The organism is Pseudomonas mercuritolerans, from assembly GCF_025706525.1.
Classification (GTDB): domain Bacteria; phylum Pseudomonadota; class Gammaproteobacteria; order Pseudomonadales; family Pseudomonadaceae; genus Aquipseudomonas; species Aquipseudomonas mercuritolerans.
This window is the reverse complement of record NZ_JAMSHA010000004.1, coordinates 178,574-205,397: the sequence shown is the minus strand read 5'-3', so window position 1 is coordinate 205,397 and position 26,824 is coordinate 178,574. Positions and strand designations below refer to the sequence as shown.

The window sequence follows — 26,824 nt, the reverse complement described above, 5'->3', positions numbered from 1 at the left end:
AGCCGCCTCTGCCCATGAAGGGCGCCCAATAATCTTTCGAACAGTCGCCAGGCCCGCCACTAGACTGCGAGCCCGGCGAGCCGTCTTATAAAGCCTGCTCGACGAATGGAACGGTCAGCGCCAGTGCGCCATCCAGCGCAGCGGCATCGACACCGCCGCCCTGCGCCATGTCCGGACGACCACCGCCCTTCCCGCCCACTGCCGCAGCAGCCTGTTTCATCAAATCACCGGCTTTGAGTTGGCCAGTCAGGTCCTTGGTTACACCTGCAACCAGTACGACCTTTTCCTCATGGACACCGCCGAGCAGGATCACTGCGCGGCCGAGTTTGTTTTTCAGCTGATCGACCAGCGCCAGCAGCGCCTTGCCATCCTGACCGTCCAGACGGGCGGCCAGCACCTTCACGTCCTTGACGTCCATTGCCGAGGCCGACAGATCGTCGCCCGCCGCGCTGGCTGCCTTGGCCTGCAACTGCTCGAGTTGTTTCTCCAGCAGACGGTTGCGCTCCAGTACCGCCGAGAGCTTGTCGATCAGGTTGTCGCGGCTGCCCTTGACCAGGCTGGCCGCTTCCTTGAGTTGTTCTTCCGCCGCGTTCAAGTAGGCCAGCGCCGCAGCACCGGTGACTGCCTCGATACGACGCACGCCCGAGGCCACACCGCCTTCGCTGATGATTTTCAGCAGGCCGATGTCGCCGGTACGGTTGGCGTGGATACCGCCACACAGTTCAACTGAGAAGTCGCCCATGCTCAGCACGCGCACGCTGTCGCCGTACTTCTCGCCGAACAGCGCCATGGCGCCTTTGTTCTTCGCGGTTTCGATGTCGGTTTCTTCGGTTTCAACGGCGGAGTTCTTGCGAATCTCGGCGTTGACGATGTCTTCCAGCTGCTTGATCTGCTCAGGCTTGATCGCTTCGAAGTGGCTGAAGTCGAAACGCAGGCGCTGACTGTCGACCAACGAACCTTTCTGCTGCACGTGCTCGCCGAGCACCTGACGCAACGCGGCGTGGAGCAAGTGCGTCGCCGAGTGGTTCAGCGCGGTGGCGTGACGCACTTCGGCGTCGACATGGGTTTCCACCGGCGCGCCGATGGTCAGGCTGCCCGCGGCCAGCACACCGTGGTGCAGGAATGCGCCGCCGGTCTTGGTGGTGTCGCGCACGTCGAAGCGGCTGCTGCCGGCCTGAATGAAACCGCAGTCGCCGATCTGGCCACCGGATTCGGCGTAGAACGGCGTCTGGTTGAGCACGATCACGCCTTCCTGACCTTCGCTCAGCACGTCGACCGACTGGCCATCCTTATAGATGGCAACGATTTTCGCCGAGCCGCTGGTGGCGGCGTAACCGGTGAACTCGGTGGCCACGTCGACCTTGACCAGGGTGTTGTAGTCCAGACCGAACGAGCTGGCCGAACGCGCGCGAACACGCTGCGCTTCCATCTCGCGCTCGAAACCGGCTTCGTCGACGGTCAGGCCGCGCTCGCGGGCGATGTCGGCGGTCAGGTCCATCGGGAAACCGTAGGTGTCGTAGAGTTTGAACACCACGTCGCCTGGCACCACGGTGCCTTTGAGCTCGGCCAGATCCTGCTCGAGGATTTTCAGGCCGTGCTCCAGGGTCTTGGAGAACTGCTCTTCTTCAGCCTTGAGCACGCGCTCGATGTTGCTTTGCTGCTTCTGCAGTTCCGGGAAGGCTTCGCCCATCTCGGCGACCAGCGCCGCGACGATCTTGTAGAAGAAGCTGCCGGTAGCGCCGAGCTTGTTGCCGTGACGGCAGGCGCGACGGATGATCCGGCGCAGCACGTAACCGCGACCTTCGTTGGAAGGCAGCACGCCATCGGCAATCAGGAAACCGCAGGAACGAATGTGGTCGGAGACGACTTTGAGCGACGACTGATCGCCGTTTTCGCAGCCGATCGCTTCAGCCGAAGCCTTGAGCAGGTACTTGAACAGGTCGATGTCGTAGTTGGAGTTGACGTGCTGCATCACCGCACTGATCCGCTCCAGGCCCATGCCGGTGTCCACCGACGGCGCTGGCAACGGATGCAACACGCCGTCGGCGGTGCGGTTGAACTGCATGAACACGTTGTTCCAGATTTCGATGTAGCGGTCGCCATCTTCTTCCGGCGAGCCCGGCGGGCCGCCCCAGATGTGCTCGCCGTGGTCGTAGAAAATCTCGGTGCACGGGCCGCACGGGCCGGTATCGCCCATGGTCCAGAAGTTGTCGGAAGCGTAAGGCGCGCCCTTGTTGTCGCCGATGCGGATCATGCGCTCGGCTGGCACACCGATTTTCTGTGTCCAGATGTCATACGCTTCGTCGTCGGTGGCGTAGACAGTGACCCAGAGCTTTTCCTTCGGCAGCTTGAGCACGCCGGTGAGGAAGGTCCAGGCGAAGGTGATCGCGTCGTGCTTGAAGTAGTCGCCGAAGCTGAAGTTACCGAGCATCTCGAAGAACGTGTGGTGACGCGCGGTATAACCGACGTTTTCCAGGTCACTGTTCTTGCCGCCGGCGCGCACGCATTTCTGGCTGCTGGTGGCACGGGTGTACGCACGTTTTTCCTGGCCCAGGAAGCAGTCCTTGAACTGGTTCATCCCCGCGTTGGTGAACAGCAGGGTTGGGTCGTTGCCCGGAATCAAAGAGCTGGAGGCTACACGGGTGTGGCCTTGCTCTTCGAAGAAGCGAAGGAAGGCTTCACGGATTTCTGCGCTTTTCATTAGGTTCTTCCACGGAGGCTGCGGCCAAAGGCCTGTTCGAAACGTCATGAGACGAAGCGACGGCAAAGGGCCGCATTATATCGGCCCTGCGCGCGGGGTACAGCGTGTTTATACGATAGAAACGGTCAATTGGACGGCTGACGCTGTCACTTGCGTGAAAACTCGACGAATGTCGCGATCACTTGTTCGATTTGCGCGCGGCTGACGTCCATGTGCGTGACCATGCGCAAGCGCGCGGCGGCGCTGAGCCTGATTCCGCGTTCGCCGGCAAAGTCCTTGAGTGCTGCGGCCTTGTCGCCCATTTGCACATACACCATGTTGGTTTGCACGGGTTCGACGACGAAACCGGCCTCACGCAGACCCTCGGCGAGCAACTGGGCGTTGGCGTGGTCGTCGGCCAGCCGTTCGACGTGATGATCCAGCGCGTACAAGCCAGCCGCCGCCAGCAACCCGGCCTGACGCATGCCGCCACCGACCATTTTGCGCAAACGCCGCGCCTTGCCGATCAGTTGCTCGGAGCCGCACAGCACCGAGCCGACCGGCGCGCCGAGGCCTTTGGACAGGCACACCGACACCGAATCGAAATGCTGGGTGATCTCGCGGGCATCGACGCCGAGCTTGACCGCCGCGTTGTACAGCCGCGCGCCGTCCAGGTGCAATTGCAGGCCATGCTCCTGCGTAAAGCGTCGCGCGCGCGCCAGATATTCCAGCGGCAGCACTTTGCCCTGCATGGTGTTTTCCAGCGCCAGCAAACGCGTGCGGGCGAAATGGAAATCGTCAGGCTTGATCGCGGCCGCAACCTGATCCAGATCCAGTGAACCGTCGGCCTGCACCTCCAGCGGCTGCGGCTGAATCGAACCGAGCACCGCCGCCCCGCCACCTTCGTACTTATAGGTGTGCGCCTGCTGACCGACAATGTACTCGTCGCCCCGCTCGCAGTGCGCCATCAGGCCGAGCAGGTTGCTCATGGTACCGGTCGGCACGAATAGCGCGGCGGCAAAGCCCAGGCGTTTGGCCAGTTCGGCCTCGAGGCGATTGACCGTCGGATCTTCGCCGTACACATCGTCTCCGGTGTCCGCTGCGGTCATCGCCTCGAGCATGGCGGGAGTCGGTTGGGTGACGGTGTCGCTGCGAAGATCGATAACACTCATGAACCTGGCCTCTGGTCAGCAGGGGGAATCCCTTTGTGAAGTGGGATTACTGCGGTCATCGCGCAGATTAATCAACCCTTGACCGAGGAAAAATCACCGCCCTCAGGAAAAAGCACAATCCTTGTGGGAGCGAGCCTGCTCGCGAAAGCGCAGTAACAGTCAGCATATGCGTTGAATGTGAAGCCGCATTCGCGAGCAGGCTCGCTCCCACAGTGTCATGTGCATGGCCGGGAAATATGTGTTACAAACTTGCCGCCGCCCGCCTATGGGCGGCACAAACGTTCTCAGGGCGGGGTGCAATTCCCCACCGGCGGTAATTGCGCGCAATGCGCATAGCCCGCGAGCGCTTGGCGTTGCACACGACTTGAGTCGGGTGCGTCGGCAAGGTCAGCAGACCCGGTGTGATCCCGGGGCCGACGGTCATAGTCCGGATGAAGAGAGAACGGGATCGACGCCAAAGGGCCGTCCGCGTGCATCCGTGCCTGCGTTCGCACCCTTGCATCCCTTTCGATTCATAACGCCCTGTTTTTCACACAAACAGGAGTCAGAACATGCAACCCACCGCTATCGACAGCAAAAGCAAACACCCACAGGGCGAGCGCGTCGCGTTCATCCAGGCCTGCTGGCACAAGGAAATCGTCGACCAGAGCCGTAAAGGCTTCGTCGCTGAAATGCTGGTGCAGGGCTATCAGGAATCGGACATCGATTTCTTCGAAGTCGGCGGCGCCTTTGAGATGCCGCTGCACGCCAAGCTGCTGGCCAAATCCGGCCGTTACACCGGCATCGTCGCCGCCGCCCTGGTGGTGGACGGCGGCATTTACCGTCACGAGTTCGTTGCGCAATCGGTGGTCAGCGGCCTGATGCAGGTGCAGCTGGAAACCGAAGTGCCGGTGTTCTCGGTGTCGCTGACCCCGCATCACTTCCATTCGGGCGAAGAGCATCAGAAGTTCTTCTTCGAGCACTTTGTGCACAAGGGCCAGGAAGCAGCGCGGACTTGCGCGGATACGTTGCAGAAGATTCGCGCATTGCGCCGCACCGAGCCGCGCGCTGTAGCGGTCTAGGACGCGGCAAAACCTGTAGGAGCTGACGAGTGAAACGAGGCTGCGATCTTTTGATCTTCAAGAGCAAGATCAGAAGATCGCAGCCTTCGGCAGCTCCCACATGGGATGTGGTGAACTCAGGCGAGGTTTTCGTCTGTGGCCGGGACGATCAGGATGCCGGCGCGCAAGCCGTTCTTGACCTTGGGGTTGGGGAAGATGATCCGTGCGCCCTGCTCTTCGATCACCCAGCGGGTATTGGCCAGGTCTTCGGCCAGCACATAACCCGGTTCCAGCTCGGAAAAGTTCTCGATGTCCGCCGGCAGATTCAGGCGGAACGCATCGCTGTGCTTGATGATTTCCCGCGCCACGCTGAACAGCTGCAAACCGTCCAGCCCTGCTTCTGTCTCCGGCTCAGTGCCTTCGATGATCTGCTTCAGACGGGTTTCCAGCAGTGAGACGTTGACGCCGTCGTTCTGCCCGAACGGCCGCGCCTTGCCCAGTTCCAGGGTGAAAGCCTCGGCGTCGAGTTTGTCGTAGGTGTACGAGCTGAAGACGATGGATGGTTTGTTCTGCAACAGCACTGCTTCCATGCCGGCGGCGCGCAGGCGCGCCAGTTCGCGGCGGGAATGCTGGCGCCCTTCCTTCCACGGGTACAAGGCGAACTGTTCGATCTTCGACCCACGAATCGCGGTGTGCAGATCGTAGTGCAGACGCTCGCGCTCGGGCTTGCTGAAGAAACTCGCCGCCAGCCGTTCCAGCTCACAGGCGCGCAACGCTTCCGAGCCGCTGCTTTGTTCGTGGCGGCCGTTGAACAGCCGATTGACATCCTGCTCGACGAAACGCTCGCCCTTGCGAATCGCTTCCGGGTTGCCGAACAGGAACAGAATGCGTGCGCGCGGCTTGAGATCGCCGCGTGCAATGTCGTGCAGCAACCGATCGAGCAACTCGATCGGTGCGGTTTCATTGCCATGGATGCCTGCCGACAGCAGCAGGTCGAGGCCATTGTCGCGCGCTTCCGGGGGCCGCACTTCCAGCGCCCCTTCGCTCAACCAGCGCATGCGCACGCCTTCGACAGTCAGTTGAGTCTTCTCCGCCGGTTCGCGGCCGGCGAGGGTCAGTTCAAGCAGTTTGCCGAGGGCGAGCATAGAGCGGTTTCCTTAGTGGTCGTGGTTGCAATCCGGGCCGTGTACGTGATCCTCGTCAGCGCCGAGGTCAGCCGGTTCCATTTCCAGTTGCAGACTTACCAGATTAGTCGCCAATGGGCGCAGCAGCAGGTTGGCGTACTCTTCGTCACCTTCCTCGACGTCCACGCCGATCAGCAGCTGGCCACGGCCGTCCTGCTGGATCCACAGCTCTTTGCCTTGCCACATCACCGCGACGCGGGTGCACGAGGTTTGCAATTGCGTGCCGTCGGTGTCTTCAAGGATCAGCTGCAGGGAATCGCTCATGTTTTTACTCTCTTGGGGTGACACGCCGCGCGCCGCGTTCAGGCAGCGCGCCGGCGATCAATTGATCTGGAAGGGATAAACCGCGCCCAGTTTAAGGATTTGCGTCAGTTCATCCAGTGCCGTCCGGCATTCAAGCAGCAACTGCGGGTCCGCCAGGTCGGTTTCGCTCAGGCGGTCGCGGTAGTGCTTTTCAACCCATGCGGTCAACGAACCGTACAACGGGGCCGTCATGATAACGCCTGGGTTGACCGCCGCCAGTTCGGTTTCATTCAGCGCCACACGCAGACGCAGGCACGCCGGGCCACCGCCGTTCTGCATGCTTTGCTTGAGATCGAAGACCTTCACTTCGCGGATCAGCCCGCCGGAACTGGTCAGGCTTTGCAGATAAGCCCAGACGCGTTCGTTGGCCTGGCATTCCTGCGGCACGATCAGCAGCATCGAGCCATCGGCACGCGAGAGCAACTGGCTGTTGAACAGGTAGGAACGCACCGCGTCATCGACGCTGACTGCCGAACGCGGCACGCAAACGGACTGGAAGTTACCGCCGACCTTGGCCAGTTTGCCTTGCAGTTCGGCGAGCATCTTGTCGGTCTCGAGGAACGCGTCCTCGTGATAGAACAGCACTTCACCATTGCCCACGGCGATCACGTCGTTGTGGAACACGCCCTGATCGATGACGTTGGGGTTCTGCTGCGCGTAGACCACGCCTTCGTCACGCAGACCGTGCAGACGCGCGACGGCTTGCGAGGCTTCGAGGGTCTGGCGTGCAGGGTATTTCTGCGGCGCCGGGAAGCGGTTGTCGAACGCACTGCGGCCGAACACGAAAAACTCGACGCCCGCTTCGCCGTATTCACGGCAGAAACGCGTGTGGTTGGCCGCGCCTTCGTCGCCGAACTGCGCCACTGCCGGCAAAGCGGCGTGATGGGCGAAGTGCTGTTGATTGGCGAACATCGCGCCGAGCACGCGACTGGTGGTCGGGTGTTCGATGCTGCGGTGGTATTTGCAATTGAGGTTGGCGGCGGTGAAGTGCACGCGGCCGTCAGCGGTGTCGGCACTCGGGCTGACCGTGGCGGCGTTGGCCACCCACATGCTCGACGCCGAGCAACTGGCGACCAGCAGCGGCATCGCTTCTTTGGCGGCGCGTTCGATCACTTGCGCGTCAGTCCCGCTGAAGCCCAGGCGACGCAGCGCGGCCACATCAGGACGTTCCTGCGGAGCCAGCACGCCTTGCTGAAAGCCCATGTCCATCAGCGCTTTCATCTTCGCCAGACCTTGCAGCGCCGCTTCCTTCGGATTCGAGGATTGCTGACTGTTGCTCTGCGAGGCGACGTTGCCGTAGGACAGACCACCGTAGTTATGGGTCGGCCCCACTAGACCGTCAAAATTGACTTCATAGGATTTCATCAGCGAGGCTCCACGAGAATCTGTTGTTATAGGCTTCAGTAACTATTCTTTAAGACCGAGGCGCGGCCTTCGCGAGCAGGCTCGCTCCCACACTGGAATGCATTTCCCTGTGGGAGCGAGCCTGCTCGCGAATGGGCGCTACGCCATTTTCACGCCGGGTGTCAGCGAGGCAGGCAACACCAGGCTCGGGGTTTCCAGCGAGGCCACCGGGTACGCGCAGTAATCCGCTGCGTAATAGGCGCTGGCGCGGTGGTTGCCCGAGGCGCCGACGCCGCCGAATGGCGCGCTGCTCGCGGCGCCGGTCAGCTGTTTGTTCCAGTTGACGATGCCGGCGCGGCTTTCCAGCCAGAACTGCTGGTAACGCGCTTCGGAATCGGAGAGCAAACCGGCGGCCAGTCCATAAGCGGTGTTGTTGGCTTCAGTGATCGCCGCGCCGAAATCGGCATAGCGGATCACTTGCAGCAGCGGCCCGAACAGTTCTTCGTCCGGACGCTCGGCCACGGCCGTCACATCGACAATGCCCGGGGTCAGCAAAGCCGATTGCGCTTGCGGCTGAGTCATTTCCAGCAGCGCCACCGCGCCGTTGGCCAGCAGTTGTTCCTGCGCATCCATCAAGGCTTTGGCCGCGCCGAGGGAAATCACCGAGCCCATGAACGGTGCCGGTTGCTGATCGAAGGCACCGACTTGAATGGTCGAACTGACTTCAACCAGACGCTTGAGCAGGCTGTCGCCCCACGCGCCTTGCGGCACCAGCAGACGGCGGGCGCAGGTGCAGCGCTGGCCGGCAGAGATGAATGCCGACTGAATGATCGTGTACACCGCCGCGTCCAGATCAGCGACCTGATCGACCACCAGCGGGTTATTGCCGCCCATCTCCAGCGCAAGAATCTTGTCCGGGCGACCGGCGAATTGCTGGTGCAGGTGATTGCCGGTGCGGCTGGAACCGGTGAAGAACAGACCGTCGATACCCGGGTTCGCCGCCAGCGCGATACCGGTTTCCCGCGCGCCTTGCAGCAGGTTCAACACGCCTGCCGGCAGACCGGCTTCGATCCAGCACTTGACCGTCAACTCGGCGACTTTCGGCGTCAGTTCGCTGGGCTTGAACAGCACACTGTTACCGGCCAGCAGCGCCGGGACGATATGACCGTTAGGCAGGTGACCGGGGAAGTTGTAAGGGCCGAATACCGCGACCACGCCGTGGGGCTTGTGGCGCAATACGGCGGTGGCGTCGCCCAGTGGGCCGCTCTTCTCGCCGGTGCGCTCGCGGTAGCTCTGCACCGAAATGGCGATCTTGTTGACCATGCTGGTCACTTCAGTCGCAGCTTCCCACAAGGGTTTGCCGGTTTCCTCGCCGATGGTGCGAGCCAGTTCGTCAGCGTGGTTTTTCAACGCAGCAGCAAAAGCTTCGAGGACGCTGATGCGCTCCTCGAGGGTGCGACGTGCCCACTGAGGAAACGCCTGGCGAGCAGCCTGAACCGCCGATTCGACCTGCGCGGCAGTGGCGCCCTCGCCCGCCCACAGCACTTGCTGGGTCACCGGGTTCAAAGATTGAAAGGCTTCGCCCTGACCGGCCAGCCACTCACCTGCGATGTATAGCGAATTCATTATTTCGACTCCCGTGCAGCGGACAGCGCCACGGCGCGAACCTGATCGCCGGCGCTGAGTTGAAGACGTTTCGCGGTCTGCGGATCGACCACCAGGGTGCCCGCAGCCAGTCGCGCTGGTGCAGCCGTGATGCGGCAATCCTCACGCTTGCGGTTGTGGATGATGAACGGCGTGGCGTCATCGCCCGGCGTGCCGACGGCCAGCACCAGCGCTTCGCTGTCACGCACCGCGCGGATCTTGCTGGTTTCGCATTCGATGGCCGGGCCGGCGTCGAAGATGTCGACGTAACCCTGATAGCTGAAGCCTTCGCTCTTGAGCATCGCCAGTGCCGGTTCGGTGTCCGGGTGCACCTGGCCGATGACGTTGCGCGCGTCCGGCGAGAGGAAGCAGGTGTACAGCGGGAATTTCGGCATCAGTTCGGCGATGAACGCCTTGTTGCCGACGCCGGTCAGGTAATCGGCCTGGCTGAATTCCATCTTGAAGAAATGGCGGCCGAGGCTTTCCCAGAACGGCGAGCGCCCGGCGTCATCGGACACGCCACGCATTTCGGCGATGATCTTGTTGCCGAACAGCTCCGGGAACTCAGCGATGAACAGCATGCGCGCCTTGGACAGCATGCGGCCGTTGAGGCCGTTGCGGTAATCGGCGTGGAGGAACAGCGAGCACAGCTCGGAATTGCCGGTCAGGTCGTTGGCCAGAAACAGCGTCGGAATTTCGCGGTAGATGTTCAGCTCTTGCGAAGCGCTGACGGTCAGACCGACGCGGAAGTTGTACCAGGGCTCGCGCAGGCCGACCGCACCGGCGATGGCGGAAATGCCCACCACGCGGCCGTCATCGTCTTCGAGCACGAACAGATAGTCGGCATCGCCACGCCCGGCTTCGCCGCGAAAGGTCTTCTCGGCCCAGCCGACCCGGTGGGTCAGGCGCTCTTCGTTGGCCGGCAAGGTAGTCAGGCCGGTGCCGGTGCTGCGGGCCAGGTCGATCAGCGCGGATAAATCGCTGCTGCGTACGGGACGAACAATCATGCTATCTCCTCAAACGGGCCGCTCGCGCCACCCGTGAAACTCGCTAAGGCGTTAAACCGCCACCAGGCGCACGCTGGCACCTTCACCGACGCCCAGGGCTTCGGCTGCTTCCATATCCAGCGTCACCGGTTTGCCCGGCGCGTAATCCAGCTCCAGCAACACCGCGCGGTAATCCTGCAACTGTGCGTTGGCCACCAGATACTGACGCCCGGCGCCTTTGACCGGCTCGCCGATCTTCACCGGCACTACGCGGCTCTGGGCGATCGAACGGATCCCGGAAACCCGCGCATGCAGGGTCGGGCCGCCGTCGAAGATGTCGATGTAGTGATCAGTCTCGAAACCTTCGCGCATCAGGATGTCGAAAGTGATCTGCGCCCGTGGGTGCACCTGGCCCATCGCCTCTTGGGCGGAATCCGGCAGCAGCGGCACGTAGATCGGGTAATGCGGCATCAGTTCGGCGAGGAAGGTGCGGCTTTTCAGCCCGCACAGGCGCTCGGCTTCGGCGTAGTTGAGGTCGAAGAAGTTGCGCCCGATCGCATCCCAGAACGGCGAGTCGCCATTCTCGTCGCTGTAACCGACGATCTCGGTCACCACCGAGTCGGCAAAACGCTCCGGGTGGCTGGCGACGAACAGCAGACGGCCACGGGAATTGAGCTCGGCCCATGGCGATCCGACCAGCTCGCGCTGCACGTAGAAACTGGTCAGCAAGCTGTTGCCCGTCAGGTCGTGGCACTGCGAGAGCACGTGGATCTTGTTGTGGATCTTCAGCTCGCGGGAGGCGTGAACGAAGGTCTCGTTGCGGAAGCTGTAGAACGGCTCCGAATAACCGGCGGAAGCGACGATGGCCGAGCAGCCGACCAGTTTGCCGGTGCTCGAGTCTTCAAGGACAAAGAAGTAACTCTCTTCACCGTTGAAGCTCACTTCGGCGGCAAACGAAGCTTCGCTCGCGGCGATCTTGTCGCTCAGACGTTCCACGTCATCCGGCAAGGAAGTGACACCAATCGGGCTGTCCGCAGCCAGACGCTGTACCTCGCCCAGATCAGCCATTTGCGCGGGGCGCATCACCAGCATGGTGTCACTCCTTTCTCTTCAAAATTCACAGAAAAAACCGGGCCCACATAAAGATCGATGCAGGAATGGGACTTGTGGCGAGGGGATTTATCCCCGCTGGGGGGCGAAGCACCCCCAAAAATCTGGGGCCGCTGCGCAGCCCATCGGGGATAAATCCCCTCACCACAGGTTCAATCCAACAGGTGAATGTGCCCGGTATCAAAAATTGGTTCGGCGCCTGAAAAGGTTCAGGCGCCGAAAGGTCCATCAGGCTTGCGTCAACTTCGCCGCAGCACGTTCGAAGCGGTCGAGACCTGCGTCGATATCGGCATCTTCCACCACCAGGCTCGGGGCGAAACGGATCACGTCCGGGCCGGCCTGGAGAATCATCAGGCCTTCCTGCTCGGCGGCGTTGAAGATGTCCTTGGCCTTGCCTTTCCAGGCTTCGCTGAGCACGCAACCGATCAGCAGACCGAGGCCACGCACCTGGGTGAACAGGCCATATTTCTCGCCGATCTGTTGCAGGCGGGTCTTGAACTTGTCGTGCTTGGCGTTCACGCCGTTCAACACTTCAGGGGTGTTGACCACGTCGATCACCGCTTCGGCGACAGCGCAGGCCAGCGGGTTGCCGCCGTAGGTGGTGCCGTGGGTGCCGACGACCAGATGTTTGGCCAGCGCTTCGGTGGTCATCATCGCCGCGATCGGGAAACCGCCCCCCAGGCTCTTGGCGCTGGTGAGGATGTCCGGCGTCACGCCGTAATGCTGGTAAGCGAACAGCTTGCCGCTGCGGCCCATGCCGGTCTGCACTTCGTCGAACACCAGCAGCGCGTTGTTCGCGTCGCACAGTTCGCGGGTACCTTGCAGGTAAGCCAGCTCGGCCGGCAGTACGCCGCCCTCGCCCTGGATCGGCTCGAGCACAACCGCGCAGGTCTTCTCGGACACCGCGGCTTTCAGTGCGGCCAGATCGTTGTAGGGAACGTGGGTGATGCCAGTGATTTTCGGACCGAAACCGTCGGAATACTTCGACTGGCCACCGACGTTGACGGTGAACAGGGTACGGCCGTGGAAGCTGTTCAGCGCGGCGATGATTTCGTATTTCTCGGTGCCGAAACGGTCGAATGCGACACGACGGGCCAGCTTGAACGCGGCCTCGTTGGCTTCGGCGCCGGAGTTGCAGAAGAACACACGCTCGGCAAACGTGGCGTCGATCAGCTTGTGCGCCAGACGCAGGGCCGGTTCGTTGGTGAACACGTTGGACACGTGCCACAGCTTGTTCGCCTGTTCGGTCAACGCACCGACCAGCGCCGGATGCGCGTGGCCCAAGACGTTGACGGCAATCCCGCCGGCGAAGTCGATCAGCTCGCGGCCGGCCTGATCCCAGACCCGGGAACCGGCGCCACGCACCGGAATGAAAGCGGCAGGCGCGTAGTTGGGAACCATTACCTGGTCGAAATCGGCGCGTTGTACCGCAGCGTGCTCAACGGACATCGGAGTCTCCTGAAGAGGAACACCCGCCTGGAACTGGCGAGCGATGAGGGGATTGTAAGGACAGTTGGGTGCCCGGCCTTGTCGCCAAGCGACAACTTCTTATAGCGCAAACCCCGGATTTTCCCGGGTTTACGGCAATGCGACATATAGCGTCGCAAAGGCGCAGTTTACCGGGCGCGGCCGATTTGCGGCAGGCCGCGCAGAATACCAAGTCAGCCTCGCGGCAGAGACATAAATATGTACCGCACGAGGTGCGCTGGCTGCTGATTTGCTGAGGGCTCTTCCCAACGCCAAGGAATGGCCATGCACCTGTCTGAAGGACACCCACCGGCAACCCCGACTGTCGCCAACGACGCGCGACATCCCGCTGAGCATTACCAACCGCTGAAAAAGGCGATCCCCGACTGGCTGGGCGACATCTCGGCCACACGGCGAGACGCACTGAAGAAGAGCGTCCCGCAACTGCCCGAACCGCTCAAGACCGCTCCAGCCGAGCAGCATGCGCAGATGAAAAGTCTGAATGCCGCGCACATCAGTGCCCAGAGTGAAGTGGATAAAAGCCTGGAGCATTTGCAGGACGCGGCAGCGTTCGCCGAGCCCCTGCTCAAGGCAGAACTGAAACGCGCTTTCGATCTGGATCTGGATGTCAGAAACACCTATGTGCGTTTGTACATCCCTGCCACCACTCCCTGGTTCCCTATCAAGACCGGCGCAAGGGTGTGGAGCATTTCGCTGCTCGACGCCGCATTGCATAACTTTGAAGACAAGGAAACCCGCACCGACGCCTTCGAAGCCGAGTCAACTTTCACCACGCCACCGACCACGACGGGACAGTTCGACACCTTGCCCGCGATCAAATCAACGATGAGCATCGCCGCGTTCACCCAGTTGTGTCGCCGACTGGATGTCGGCGCGAAGTATCAAGCCAGCCTGGAAGAAAATCTCGGCTACTCCGATCCCATGATCGCCTCGGTATTGCGCAGCAAGCTGGACGCCAGCGAGAAGGCTGCCATGAAAGCCGCTTTGCAATGGGCACGGATGAACCGCGATGTGTCAGAGAACGCAGTGCGCCTGGTCGAGGCCCTGCTCGATGGCATGAAAGGCATCTACATCCATGGTGCGCCCTTGTTGTGCCATGACGTGACGATGCTCTGCGCGCCACTGACCGGCATCGTCGTCTTCGGGCCGGACTTGACCGTGTCGCGAACCAACGCGCGGATCGTGGCCTATGTGCCGGACGATCCCGAGCACCCGTTCAAGGAATATGCCTCGCCGCTGGAAATGGTCGTTGAACTGACGCGCCAGTTGCGCTCCAGGGAGTACCAGCGGTTCTTCAGCCGCTTCGTCAATCATGAACAGCGCGGATTTTTCTTCGGCACCCTCAACAGCCGTCTCAGCGAAATCAAGTGGCATCCCCACGAACCCGGCAGCTCCCTGCCGGCCTGGCGCGAGGCGCCTGTGGAGCGACCCGATCTGCAGACTGCGCTGGTGCCGTTTCAGGACGACCTGTGGCAGCACCTCTATCAGACGAAACTGAACAAGATCTTCAATGACGGCCGCAGCATCGCCGTGCCCACCGCAGCAGTCGACCAGAAGGCACGCTGGGCGTTCTGGGACTCGGTGGTCGACATCATTTCCACGATCGCCCAGACCGCCGCACTGATCGTCGCCCCCTTCGTACCGGTGTTGGGCGAAGTCATGATGGGGTACATGGCTTACCAGATGCTCGACGAAGCGTTCGAAGGCATCATCGAATGGGCGCAGGGCCGCACCACCGAAGCCTTCGAACATCTGATGGGCACCGTGGAATCGCTGATCCAGTTGGGCATGTTTGCGGTTGGCGGTGCGATTGCCTCGGCTGAGTTTCGCAACGTCTTGCCCAAGGAAGTCGTAGCGTTTATCGACCGTTTCAAATCGGTAAAACTCGCCAATGGTGAAACCCGCTACTGGCAACCCGATCTCGAGCGCTACGAATACCCGGCCCGGCCCGAACCGGATTCGCAACCGACCGCACTGGGCCTGCATCCACATCAGGACAAACAGTTGCTGCCGCTCGAAGATGCGCATTTCTCCGTGCAGGAACACACAGTGCCCGGCCAGTACCGCATCGAACATCCGACTCGCCCCGACGCTTATCAGCCTGTGGTACGGCACAACGGCGACGGGGCCTGGCACACCGAGCTCGAACGCCCCGTGGAATGGGACGGCGAGACCGCACTGCGGCGCATCGGCCCGGCGGTAGAGAGCTTTACCCCGGCCGAGCGCAAAACCATTCTTCAGGTCAGCGGCAGCAGCGAAGATGCCGTGCGCAAAATGCATGTGAATCAGGAGAAAGTCCCGCCGCTGCTGGCCGACAGCATCCAGCGCTTCAAGCTTGACCAGCAGTTGCAGCGCTTCATCGATCAACTCGACAGCGACGTTGCGCAAGAATTTCTGCGCGCCGACCAGGTCACTCAACTGCAATTGCTCAGCGAACATGGCCGCTGGCCGAGCAACCAGCGCCTGCGCCTGATCGATCGCAAGGGCGAGCTGCTCTGGCAGTCCAGCGCAGACGAAAGCCTGCCGTTGACGGAGTTGCGTCAGGACCAACTGATCGGCGGCGACCTGCTCAAAAGCCTGCTTTCGGTTCTCGATCAAGCACAGATCAAGGCACTGCTCGCCGAACCCTTCACCGCGACACCGCCACTGGACGTGCGCTGCCAGACCCTGCGCAAGCAAGTGGTCGAGCTCGCCAGAACGCACCGAAGCACACTGTTCGAATCCCGCTATCGAGCCTTGCAGCACCTCGACGATCCGCTGGCGCAACAGCTCAAGACTCACAACCCCGAATTACCAGCGAGCGTCACCCGCGAGCTGCTCGACACTGCCACGGGGGGTGAACTGCTACAGATCAGCGATGGACAGCTGCCACCGCGCCAACAGGAACTGATGCAATTGGCCAGCCAGGAAGTGCGCATGACCCGGGCCTACGAGGGGCTCGAACTGGACTCGGTGAAAAATCCCGATTCCGACTCGCTGTCGCTGCACAGCCTGAAATTCCTGCCGGGCTGGAGCGGCGATGTGCGGATCGAAATCCGCGACGGTCGCTACGAGGGTCCGGTGGTCGACAGCATCGGGCGCGAGGACGCGCCTGAACAAAAGGTACTGGTCAGGCGCGATGACGGGCGCTATCAGCCCTTCGACGACCGCGGCCAGGCACTGCACTCATTCGGCGATTTCCATTCCAGCCTGTTGTACGCATTGCCCGACAGTGAGCGCAGCAGTCTCAATATCAGGGTGGGCCAGGGCAACGTGCTGAAAGCCGCCATCCGCGAACGCGCCATGGAACGTGAAGAGCTGCGCGTCGTGCTACAGGAGACGCCGATTCGGCCACCGGTCTTCGATACGCTAAGGCTGCTGGGCAGCGACGGTTATTCCCGAGTTGAACAAAGCGATGAGGAAATCCTGGAAGGCTACCGGCAGGACATCCGTGCGCTTTACCCGAAGCTGACCGACCTGCAGATCAGCACAGTGGAGCAGAACATGCGCGCCAGTCCGCTGGGCCAGCGCGCTGAGATCCAGCGGCTGCAGGATGAATACCTGCAATTACAGAACGAGCTGCATGTCTGGGCCAACAACCCGCCCCTCAGTCATCCCGATACCGGCATTGCACTCACTCCGGTGCAGAAACGCGCGGAAATCCAGAACCGACGATTGCTCAGGGAAGAAATCCTCAAAGGCTGGCGTCGGGAGTACCCTACCGACCTCGATGATTACGCCATGGCATCAGGTCACGCCATGAAGCTTGTGCACCCGATCATCGGCGACCTGCCCACGCTGTCGGCTGACCTCAGGCATATCACCACCCTGATCCTTGATGGCGGCGCCACGCCGGGCTCACTGGACAGTTTTCTGCGACAGTTTCCGCGATTACGGATTCTCGATGCACAAAACCTGAGGCTGCCGTCGCTGCCTCAGGCACTCACACACATGCCTTATCTGCGCGAACTGAAAATGCGCAAATGCGGGCTGAGCCTTACGATCACCACGCAGGCAGTGCTCGCCTCCATGCCACAGCTGACCATCCTCGATCTGCAGGGCAACGCCCTCGGTTTGCCACCCGACCTGCACGCGTTGCCCTCGTTGCGTTACGTCAATTTGTCGCGGACCGGCATACATAGTCTGCCAGATGACCTGTTGGATCATCCTCGGCTGAGTTCCGGCCAGTTCGATGGCAATCGCCTGACAGCGGTGCCCGAAGGGTTCTTCAATTTGCCCCCCTCCTTGAGCGATAACTTCACCTTCGCTGACAACCCGCTGACCCCAGCGGCGCGCGAACGCGTGAAAAACTTCCATGAATATTCCGGCCGACACTTCGACATTCGTCCGGAGAGCGCAGATCTGCAGCGCACCATCGCACTGTTCCCTGACCTCAACGAGGAGCAAGCCACCAAAGTGTTCTACCGCTTGCCCGGAACACTGACTGAGGCCCGTGCCCAGTTGGCGCTCTGGGAAGCCGAGGTCAGCCAGTTGAACCTGGAACTCAGCCAATGGATCAACCAGGCGGCCACGTTTCACCCTGAAACAGGTGAACGCCTGCCGATCGCCGAACAGACGCGTGAGCTGGATGCCAGGCGGAGCTTCGCGCAACAACTTGAGCAGTTCTGGCGCAGCAGATCCGTGTCCACTCGCGAGGGCAGTCTTGAGGCCAGCGCTGCGTTCAGTGGTGACATGCCCGTGCTCAGCGCAAACTTCGAGCACGTTTACGATATGACCCTGACTGGCAATCGGGAGATTTCGGCGATCGCGCCGTTTCTGGAGTGCTTCCCCCAACTGACCAGGCTCAAGCTGAACAACTTCGAACTCGAACCGAAGGCGTTGCCGATGAATACGCTGACTCGTCTGTTCCAACTGCAGATGAAAAACTGCGGCGTGCTGTTGACTCCGGAGAATCAGGCGGCGCTGCTGTCTTTCGACCATCTGCACCAACTGGATCTGAGCGATAACCCGTTGGGAACCTTCCCCGACCTCAACCTGTTGCCCCGGCTGTGGGACATTGACCTGTCCAACAGCGGCCTCAGCGTTGTCCCGGATGGACTGGCCAGCCACCCGAATCTGCGCTCCGCAATTCTGTCCGGCAATCGCATCACGCAATTACCGGACGCCCTGTTCGATCTGCCTGCCGAGCGCAGCGGCAGCATTGATCTTTCCGACAATCCCTTGTCGACCGAGGCGCGCGACAACGTCCAGACCTACTATCGCAGCCATCGCAAGGACTTCCATGTCATGGCCGCCGACGAGGACATTGGCCTGGCGCAGGAATTGTTCGCCAATCTCGATCAGCAGAAGGCCAGCGGCATGATCTACGATCTGCCGGGCAATCTGGCCGACAGCCGCGCGCAACTGCTTCGCTGGAAAGCGGAGCTGGCGCAGATGCAACTGGATCTCGAGCGCTGGGTGCAGGAAACGCCGTCCACGCATCCGATCACAGGCCGTGAGCTTTCGGAAATGGAGCAGGCGCAACAGCATTCGGCACGGACCGCATTCAAGCAAGACCTGGAGGCTTTCTGGCGCCAGCGGTCCAAAGTGGACGGCAAGCGCAGCACGGCCCTTGTGACCGATCTGAAATTCGTCGGCCAGATGCCTCGCCTGAACGTCGACTTCAGCCATGTCTCAACCCTGAAGCTGACGGGCAATGCAGCGATCACCGGCATAGACACGTTCGTGGAGTCCTTTGCCGAGCTGCGGGTGCTGCAAATGAAGAAATTCGCGCTGAATGAAATTCCGCCCTTCATCGCCAACCTGAACAATATCGAACAGCTGCGCCTGGACGGCTGCGCCATCAACTACACCTCCGCCGGACATGATGTGCTCGTGTCGCTGAGCAAGCTCAAGCGTCTGGACCTGAGCAACAATCCACTGACCGTGACACCCGATCTACAGACGCTGCCGGCATTGCAGGACGCTTTTCTGACCCGTTGCAATCTCTCGTCTCTGCCCGAAGGTATTGCCGAACACCCGGCTTTGCAGTCCCTGTATCTCAACGACAACAAGATCACACAGTTGCCGGAAGCATTGTTCAGCGCAAATCCGAATCGCACCGCCGGCGTGCGGCTGGCCGGCAATCCGCTGTCTCTGGCTGCTCGCGAGCGAATCAAGACCTACCATGCCGAACACAATCGCCACTTCGGCATACTGCCCGCCCCGAATGACGTTGCGATGGCGCGCAGAGTGTTCCCGCACTTGAGAGACGATATGGCCATCGACATGATCTATCGCCTCCCCGGCACATTGCAGGCAGGTACGGCGCAACTGATGAGCTGGGAAGCCGAAGTGACCCGACTGCTCAGCGACCTCGAAGCGTGGCAGCAGCGCGTACCGAGTCATGATCCGACAACGGGCCAACTCTGGACCGCGCAGCAAAGAGCAGCGCAACTTGAGGCGCGAAACCAGTTCAGCGAAAGTCTTGAGGATCTCTGGCGCGGCAGTCGTATCGACATGCCGGATCTGCGCCTGGAAGTCTTGACTACCGAGGCTCCATTCGTCGGCGAACTGCCACAACTGAGCGCCGATTTCAGCCAGATCACGCACCTGAAAATCCAGGGCAATCCACAGCTGAGTATTGCCGATGGCTTTCTCGATTGCTTCACTGGGCTGGAGGGACTGGAATTGCCTGGTTTCGCACTGGGCCGAATCCCGCAAGCGCTGGAGCGCATGCCTTCGCTTGAAACGCTCATGCTCAGCCGATGCAATATCACCCTCGATACTGCCGGACAAGCCACGTTGTCGACCCTGAGTCGCCTGACGGCGCTGGATCTGTTCGGTAATCCGCTGGGCCAGACGCCCGATGTATCGACGCTTGCCAACCTGACCTTCATCGATCTGATCCGCACGGGAATCGAGCGTGTGCCCGCCGGGCTGGATCGACCTGCGCGCCTGAAAACGGCGCTGCTGGGCGAAAACAACATCATCGGATTACCTGAGGATCTCACGGCTTTCGCCAACCGCGGCGTGGATCTGGCTGCCAATCCACTGTCTGCCACCTCGCGCGAACAGATCAAGTCATGCTACCTGCTCAAGGACGACAATTTCGGTGTCTGGGCCGAACAGGCGGATCTCGATCTGGCCCAGACGCTGTACCCGGGGTTGACTGCCTTCGATGCCAATGACCTGGTCTATCGCCTGCCCGGTTCAATGGCGGACGGACGCAGCGAACTGCTGCGTCGGCAGACCGAGCTCACCTCGTTACTCGGCAGTCTTGATGCCTGGGTCAATGCAACGCCCACTGATTCGGTTAACCAGGGCGTGCCGGAAAATGAAGCGTGGCGCGAGCAAGTCGTCCAGCGCCAACGCTTCAAGGACAACCTGGAAAAACGCCTGCGGCACTTCCCGGTCAACCCCATGGACGGCGAGTTCGTCTGCGACCTTTCGTTCACCGGCGAGCTGCCGCCGCTGTCTGGGCGTTTCGATTACATCGACCAATTGCGGCTGACCAGCACGGCGAGCACTCCTCCTCCCGTCGATCGCTTGCTGGAGCTGTTTCCCCGGCTCAGGGTGCTGGATATCCGCAATTACCCGTTACGTCGGGTTCCTGCGCCGGTCTTTGGCCTCGAAACCCTGAGTAGCCTGAACCTCTCGGGCTGTGAGATCGCAATGACTGCCCGCACGGCAGAGGCTTTCGCACCGCTGAAAAATCTCGGTTCTCTGGATTTGAGTAACAACCCACTGGGGCACAGCCCCGATCTGATCCACTTTCCCGACCTTCAGTTGCTGGACCTGAGCAACACCGGCCTGACCATGCCGCCCGCTGGCTTGTTCCGGCTGACTCAGTTGCGCAAGGCTGACCTGTCCAACAACAGAATCAGGGCGTTGCCGTCCAGGTTTCCGTCCCGTCCCGACATCATGATGACCGAGTACGATTTCAGCGCAAATCCGCTGCAAGCGGAAAGTCAGCAACGTCTGGACAGGTACAACACGGCCCTTGGCGCGCACGACATCGAGACGCGCGCATCGAGTACTCCCGCCTGGAATGAATTTGACGATTTCATGGATTCGGATTTTTCCGATGGCGAGGAGCGACCGTTACCGCCGAGCGACCCTGACTGACGCGCTGTCAGCCGCGCTCCGGCGGTACTGACGACAATTCGAACGGGCTGCTGCTGCGCCGCTGGTTGCGATCTTCGCGCGGCGTGGCACCGAAGAAATTGCGATAGGCGCTGGAAAAATGCGGCCCCGAGGAGAAGCCACAGGACAGGCCGATCTGGATGATCGACTTGCTGGTCTGCATCAACATCTGCCGGGCCTTGTTCAGGCGCAATTCCAGGTAGTACTGGCTCGGCACGCGGTTGAGGTATTGCTTGAAGATCCGCTCCAACTGCCGACGGGATACGCACACATGCTGGGCGATTTCGTCGGTGGTCAGCGGCTCTTCGATGTTGGCTTCCATCAGCAACACCGCTTGGGTGAGCTTCGGATGGCTGGAGCCGAGGCGATTCTGCAATGGAATGCGCTGACGCTCACCGCCCTCGCGGATGCGCTCGACCACCAGTTCTTCCGAGACTGCGCCGGCCAGTTCCGCACCGTGATCGCGGGCCAGCACCGCCAGCAGCAGGTCGAGCACGGACATGCCACCACAAGCGGTCAGACGATCGCGATCCCAGTCGAACAGATGACTGGTGGCGATGACTTTCGGGAAGCGCTCAGCAAAATCGTCCTGCCAGCGCCAGTGCACGGCGGCGCGATAACCGTCGAGCAAACCGAGCTGGGCCAAGGGATAGACACCGGCCGACAGCCCACCGATCACGCAACCGGCACGCACCAGTTGCTTGAGCGCACTGCTCAGCGCCGGCGCCAGGGTGGTCGGTGGCTCGTCAGCGAGCAGGAACAGTTTCTGGAAATTCTCGAGCTTGCCGGCCCAGGGTTCGCCGGGCAATTGCCAGGCCCCTTCGCTCTGCGGCTCGGCCTGCAGGAACGACAGTTCGTAAACCACGTCCGGGTGCACCCGCTGCGCAACACGCAAGGCCTCCTCCGCCAGCGCCAGCGTCAACGCTTTAGTACTGGGCCAAATCAGGAAACCAATTCGATGGGCAGTCATGGGCGGGCAATCCGAAACGAACAACGGTGATGAAGGCATGGGCCAATGCTAGCCCGGAAATGAATACAAATCCTGAGTCCGACACAGATCCATGTAGGAGCTGCCGAAGGCTGCGATCTTTTGATTTTCGAAAAACAAGATCAAAAGATCGCAGCCTCGTTGCACTCGGCAGCTCCTACAGGGGATCTGGGTCAGGCTTCAGGTCGCGAAGCATGACCTAATCTGGTGCACAACGGCAGTCCTGATTTATTTCAGGCTGCCCGACAGAAACTGCTGCAAGCGCTCCGACTGCGGGTTGACCAGCACTTCGCGCGGGTTGCCGCTTTCTTCGACGACGCCTTTGTGCAGGAACACCAACTGGTTCGACACTTCACGGGCGAAGCCCATTTCGTGTGTCACCACAACCATGGTGCGACCTTCCTGCGCCAGCGCCTGCATCACCTTCAGCACATCGCCGACCAGTTCCGGGTCGAGGGCCGAAGTCGGCTCGTCGAACAGCATCACTTCCGGCTCCATCGCCAGCGCACGGGCGATCGCCACGCGCTGCTGCTCGCCGCCGGACATGTGCCCCGGGAACGCGTCCTTGCGATGGGCCACGCCGACCTTGTTCAGGTAATGCTCGGCCTTTTCGCGGGCTTCGGCCTTGGACACGCCAAGCACATGCACTGGCGCTTCCATGATGTTTTCCAGCGCGGTCATGTGCGACCACAGGTTGAAATGCTGGAACACCATCGACAGGCGCGAACGCATGCGCTGCAGCTGCTTCGGGTCAGCGGCTTTCAGCGCGCCGTCCTTATTCGCCACCAGTTTCAACTCTTCGTTGTTGAGCAGGATCTTGCCCGCGTGCGGCTGCTCGAGCAGGTTGATGCAGCGCAGGAAAGTACTTTTGCCGGAGCCACTGGAGCCGATGATGCTGATCACATCGCCGGCGGCGGCTTTCAGGGACACACCCTTGAGCACTTCGTGACTGCCATAGCGTTTATGCAGGTCTTGGACTTCAAGTTTGTACATGCGGTCGGTTCTCACAAAAACAGTCAGTCAGTCGTTGAGCAAGCGCCCGTGACGCAGCGCTTCGCGCCCCGCCACCTTGGCCAGCCAGAAACCGGGTTGGGCATAGCGCAGCCGTTCAATGGCAAACAGCACCCCGGACGTACCAGCACATACCGTGCTGACCCGATCGGACACAGGGTCGATCACTTGAAAAATCTCGTCGCCCGCCTCGACCCATTCGCCGGGCTTGCGGGAAAAACTCACCACACCGGGGTGCGGCGCGAACAACAATTCGGTGCCTTCGAAAGGCATGCCTTCGCACGCTTCGTGTATCGGGTTCGGCCACTCGCCAGTGATCAGGCCTTGCTCGGCAAGGAACGCCAGAATGCCTTCGGCGTAAGCCTCGGCTTCGACGCGGCCGGTGTCGGCCTGGCCGCCCAGTTCGATGGTCGTCGCCAGACACGCCAGCGGAATCTGCGCATCGGGGAACTGCCGCGACAGGCGCAGCCACGGCAAGGAGCAGGCTTCATCGAACGAGCTGCCGCCGGAATCTTCTGCGAGCAAACCAACTTTGACGTTCAGGTGCGCCGACAGCGAACGCCACTGCGGCCAGTGCTGCGGCAGCGCGTACATGTGCAGCGCGGCTTCGGCATCGCAGTGCAGATCCAGCACCACATCGGCGGTGCAGGCGTGGCTGAGCAGCACACGCTGCATCCCCTGCAACTGGCTGCTCGCTTCAGGCAAGCCGGCCAAGTGGTCGGCCATTGCCTGGCGGATCAGGCGCACGTTGGCGTGCGGATCATCACCGAGTTTTTCGCCCAGCGCCGTCGCGACCGGCGCGCTGAGCTCGACGAAGTCACGGTTGAAATTCTTGCCGCTGCCCGCCTCGAAACGGCCCTGGAAATTGCCTTGCAGCAATTGCCCGAGACCGATCGGATTGGCCACCGGCACCAGCTCGATCACACCGTTGAGCAAGCCTTGCGCTTCGAGTTCGCCGAGGCGCTTTTTCAGCTCCCAGGCAGTGCGCATGCCCGGCAGTTCATCGGCGTGCAGGCTGGCCTGGATGTAGGCCTTGCGCTCGCCGCTGCCGAAACGGAAAACCGAAACCTTGCGCTCGCTGCCCAGATGGCTCCACGGCAATACGTGGTCGATGCGTTGCATATCAGTGCTTCCGTGGCGCGAGGTAGCTCAACCAGCGACGCTCGGCCAGCTTGAACAGCTTGACCAGAATGAAGGTCAGGCACAGGTAGAACACGCCAGCGGTGATGTACGCCTCGAACGGCAGGTAGAACTGCGCGTTGACGGTACGTGCCGCGCCAGTGATGTCGATCAGGGTCACGATCGACGCCAGACTGGTGGTCTGCAGCATCATGATCACTTCGTTGCTGTACTGCGGCAGCGCGCGGCGCAGGGCCGACGGCAGCAGAATGCGCTTGTACAGTTTGAAGCGCGACATGCCCATGGCCTTGGCCGCTTCGATCTCACCGTTCGGCGTGGCCTTGAGGCTGCCGGCAATGATTTCCGCGGTGTAGGCGCTGGTGTTGACCGCAAAAGCCAGGCAGGCACAGAACGTTGCGCTGGACAGCCACGGCCACAGGAAGCTTTCGCGTACCGCTTCGAACTGGGCCAGACCGTAGTAGATCAGGAACAGCTGAACCAGCATTGGAGTGCCGCGAATCACGTAGGTGTACAGCCACGCGGCGCCGTTGACGAGCGGGTTTTTCGAGACGCGCATCAGCCCCAGCGGCAACGCCGCGAGCAAACCGAAAAACAGCGACAGCGCAAGCAGTTTGAGGGTGGTCAGCAGGCCGCCGAAGTACAGCGGCAGTGCCTCCCAGATGACGTTGTAGTCGAAGATCATAGATCAGCCGCCCTTACGCCTACCGAGTAGCGCTTCTCAAGGTGACGCAATGCCAGCAACGAGACACTGGTGATCACCAGGTACATCGCCGCCACTGCGAGGAAGAAGGTGAAAGGCTCGCGCGTGGCATCTGCCGCCTGCTTGGCCTTGAACATCATGTCTTGCAGACCGACCACGGAAATCAGCGCGGTGGCCTTGGTCAGTACCAGCCAGTTGTTGGTGAAGCCGGGAATCGCCAGACGAATCATCTGCGGCACCATCACCCGGAAGAACACCTGAAAACTGCTCATGCCGTACGCCATGCCCGCTTCGGCCTGGCCCTTGGGGATCGCCATGAACGCGCCACGGAAGGTCTCCGAGAGGTACGCACCGAAGATGAAACCGAGGGTGCCGATACCGGCGGCCAGCGGGTTCAGGTCGATGTAGTCGTCATAGCCGAGCATTGGCGCGACGCGGTTGAGCAGGTCCTGACCGCCGTAGAAGATCAGCAGGATCAGCACCAGGTCGGGAATGCCGCGGATCACCGTCGAATACAGGTCGCCCAGCCACGCCAGCCAGCGCACCGGCGACAGGCGCAACGCGACACCGATCAGCCCGAGAACGATGGCCAGAGCCATGGACGACAAGGCGAGCTGAAGCGTCAGCCATGCGCCATCGAGGATGACAGCCCCGTAGCCTTTCAACATGATTCAGGTCCTCGAAAGTTGGGATGAAAAAATGGCGCAAACCGCAGAGATTCTGTTGCTTGCGCCATTTCGGACTTGTCGCAGAGACGTCTTACTTGCCGTAGATGTCGAAGGCGAAGTACTTGTCCTGGATTGCTTTGTATTTGCCGTTTTCGCGGATGGCCGCGATGGCAGTGTTGATCTTGTCTTTCAGGGCGTCGCCCTTGCGCACTGCGATACCTACGCCGTCGCCGAAGTATTTGACGTCGGTGAAGGCCGGGCCAACGAACGCGAAACCTTTGCCGGCGTCGGTTTTCAGGAAACCATCGTCCAGCAGGGTCGCGTCAGCCACGGTACCGTCGAGGCGACCGGCAGCCACGTCGAGGTAGATTTCGTTCTGCGAGCCGTACGGCTTGATCTCGGCGCCCAGTGGAGCCAGAACTTCGCGGGCGAAACGCTCGTGGATCGAGCCACGCTGTACGCCGATGTTCTTGCCTTTCAGCTCAGCCAGACCTTCGCTGACCTGAGTACCGGCCTTCATGACCAGACGCGCCGGGGTGTTGTAGTACTTGTTGGTGAAGTCGACCGACTTCTTGCGATCTTCGGTGATCGACATCGACGACAGGATCGCGTCGATCTTGCGCACTTTCAGTGCCGGGATCAGACCGTCGAACTCTTGCTCGACCCACACGCACTTGACCTTCATCTCTTCGCACAGCGCGTTGCCGATGTCGTAGTCGAAACCGACGATGCTGCCGTCCGGTGCTTTCGAAGCGAATGGAGGGTAAGCCGCTTCGATGCCGATCTTCACAGGTTTTTCGTCAGCGACGGCATTCAGCGACAGCACGGACAGTGCCAGGGCGCCAAGCAGCACAAGTTTCTTCATCTTGGGACTCCATCGGTAAAGGGCAAAAACGGCAGAGTGAGCGACAGCCCAATATGCGAATGGGTGAATCGGAAATCGGTTGCGCATCGGCGGAAATTTCCCGTTGAAACCGCAGGCGATTTCAACGTCAGCCACGATGAGCGAGTGATCGGCATTCTAACGACAGGCCCGAAGCCGATATTTCTTCAATGCGACAACTAATTACAGATGCACCGAGAAAGCGGTTTGAGCTCATTGACAGCCCTGCAAATTCATGCAAGAGCGAAAGACAGTGAACCGATACATATTGCAAGTTGCGGGCCTATTATTCGTAAACCCTTCTAATCCGGCAAGCGCAGCGTTATGTCTTATTTTTCCGCGGGGCTTTGGCGGCTCTAAAACGGCGCACCGCGTTTCCCTTCGCCCCGGTTTGGCGCGGGCGGTTACACATTGGGTTG

Annotated in this window: 17 protein-coding genes and 1 riboswitch; of the genes, 2 read left to right on the top strand and 15 right to left on the bottom strand. The window is 61.1% G+C overall.

The window, feature by feature from the left end:
* Window positions 1-85: 85 nt before the first annotated feature.
* Together alaS and ltaE are read right to left on the bottom strand one after the other, a co-directional pair.
* Window positions 86-2,701, bottom strand: coding sequence for an alanine--tRNA ligase (alaS, locus tag ND528_RS13005; protein WP_263470482.1), 2,616 nt, complete (start codon window positions 2,699-2,701; stop codon window positions 86-88).
* A gap of 146 nt (window positions 2,702-2,847) precedes the next feature.
* Window positions 2,848-3,852, bottom strand: coding sequence for a low-specificity L-threonine aldolase (gene ltaE, locus ND528_RS13000; RefSeq protein ID WP_217878692.1), 1,005 nt, complete (start codon window positions 3,850-3,852; stop codon window positions 2,848-2,850).
* Window positions 3,853-4,128: 276 nt separating this feature from the next.
* Window positions 4,129-4,300: riboswitch (FMN riboswitch) on the top strand.
* 103 nt (window positions 4,301-4,403) lie between these two features.
* Between ltaE and ND528_RS12995 the strand changes: the two genes are divergently transcribed.
* Window positions 4,404-4,913, top strand: a complete 510-nt coding sequence (locus tag ND528_RS12995; RefSeq protein ID WP_263470481.1) for a 6,7-dimethyl-8-ribityllumazine synthase — start codon at window positions 4,404-4,406, stop codon at window positions 4,911-4,913.
* A 116-nt stretch (window positions 4,914-5,029) separates the two neighbouring features.
* Here ND528_RS12995 and astE read toward each other — a convergent pair whose 3' ends face one another.
* The 7 genes from astE to ND528_RS12960 all read right to left on the bottom strand — a co-directional run bounded on the left by astE (window position 5,030) and on the right by ND528_RS12960 (window position 12,912).
* Window positions 5,030-6,037 carry a succinylglutamate desuccinylase gene (gene astE / locus ND528_RS12990; protein WP_263470480.1) on the bottom strand — a complete coding sequence of 336 codons (1,008 nt, stop codon included), beginning with the start codon at window positions 6,035-6,037 and terminating at the stop codon, window positions 5,030-5,032.
* A 12-nt stretch (window positions 6,038-6,049) separates the two neighbouring features.
* A complete protein-coding gene (locus tag ND528_RS12985; protein WP_016773591.1) occupies window positions 6,050-6,340 on the bottom strand; it encodes a hypothetical protein in 291 nt (96 codons plus the stop codon).
* Between the two features lie 57 nt (window positions 6,341-6,397).
* On the bottom strand, window positions 6,398-7,744 hold the full coding sequence (gene astB / locus ND528_RS12980; RefSeq protein WP_130912331.1) for an N-succinylarginine dihydrolase: 1,347 nt from the start codon (window positions 7,742-7,744) through the stop codon (window positions 6,398-6,400).
* Window positions 7,745-7,882: 138 nt separating this feature from the next.
* The gene (gene astD, locus ND528_RS12975; RefSeq protein ID WP_263470603.1) at window positions 7,883-9,352 is read right to left on the bottom strand and encodes a succinylglutamate-semialdehyde dehydrogenase; all 1,470 of its coding nucleotides are present in this window, start codon (window positions 9,350-9,352) and stop codon (window positions 7,883-7,885) included.
* Entirely contained in the window at window positions 9,349-10,374 is a 1,026-nt protein-coding gene (gene astA, locus ND528_RS12970; RefSeq protein WP_024014014.1) for an arginine N-succinyltransferase, read from the bottom strand. Before astA ends, astD begins: the two co-directional genes overlap by 4 nt.
* Before the next feature lie 51 nt (window positions 10,375-10,425).
* Window positions 10,426-11,445: an arginine/ornithine succinyltransferase subunit alpha gene (gene aruF / locus ND528_RS12965; protein ID WP_024014015.1), complete on the bottom strand. Its 1,020-nt coding sequence runs from the start codon at window positions 11,443-11,445 to the stop codon at window positions 10,426-10,428.
* Window positions 11,446-11,691: 246 nt separating this feature from the next.
* A complete protein-coding gene (locus tag ND528_RS12960) occupies window positions 11,692-12,912 on the bottom strand; it encodes an aspartate aminotransferase family protein (protein WP_263470479.1) in 1,221 nt (406 codons plus the stop codon).
* A gap of 303 nt (window positions 12,913-13,215) precedes the next feature.
* Here ND528_RS12960 and ND528_RS12955 point away from each other — a divergent pair, with 303 nt between their 5' ends.
* Entirely contained in the window at window positions 13,216-20,997 is a 7,782-nt protein-coding gene (locus tag ND528_RS12955) for a dermonecrotic toxin domain-containing protein (RefSeq protein ID WP_263470478.1), read from the top strand.
* A 7-nt stretch (window positions 20,998-21,004) separates the two neighbouring features.
* Here the strand turns inward: ND528_RS12955 and argR are convergent, their stop codons facing one another.
* From argR to ND528_RS12925, 6 genes are all read right to left on the bottom strand, one after another.
* Complete coding sequence (gene argR, locus ND528_RS12950; RefSeq protein WP_024014018.1) at window positions 21,005-21,985, bottom strand: transcriptional regulator ArgR; 981 nt, start codon at window positions 21,983-21,985, stop codon at window positions 21,005-21,007.
* 246 nt (window positions 21,986-22,231) lie between these two features.
* Complete coding sequence (locus ND528_RS12945; protein WP_003227281.1) at window positions 22,232-22,996, bottom strand: ABC transporter ATP-binding protein; 765 nt, start codon at window positions 22,994-22,996, stop codon at window positions 22,232-22,234.
* 27 nt (window positions 22,997-23,023) lie between these two features.
* The gene (locus ND528_RS12940) at window positions 23,024-24,136 is read right to left on the bottom strand and encodes a succinylglutamate desuccinylase/aspartoacylase family protein (protein ID WP_137213949.1); all 1,113 of its coding nucleotides are present in this window, start codon (window positions 24,134-24,136) and stop codon (window positions 23,024-23,026) included.
* A 1-nt stretch (window position 24,137) separates the two neighbouring features.
* On the bottom strand, window positions 24,138-24,836 hold the full coding sequence (locus tag ND528_RS12935) for an ABC transporter permease (protein ID WP_130911161.1): 699 nt from the start codon (window positions 24,834-24,836) through the stop codon (window positions 24,138-24,140).
* Complete coding sequence (locus tag ND528_RS12930) at window positions 24,833-25,522, bottom strand: ABC transporter permease (protein WP_016773583.1); 690 nt, start codon at window positions 25,520-25,522, stop codon at window positions 24,833-24,835. The genes ND528_RS12935 and ND528_RS12930 overlap by 4 nt, the downstream gene beginning before the upstream one ends.
* A 91-nt stretch (window positions 25,523-25,613) precedes the next feature.
* A complete protein-coding gene (locus tag ND528_RS12925) occupies window positions 25,614-26,387 on the bottom strand; it encodes an ABC transporter substrate-binding protein (protein ID WP_024014020.1) in 774 nt (257 codons plus the stop codon).
* Window positions 26,388-26,824: the final 437 nt, after the last annotated feature.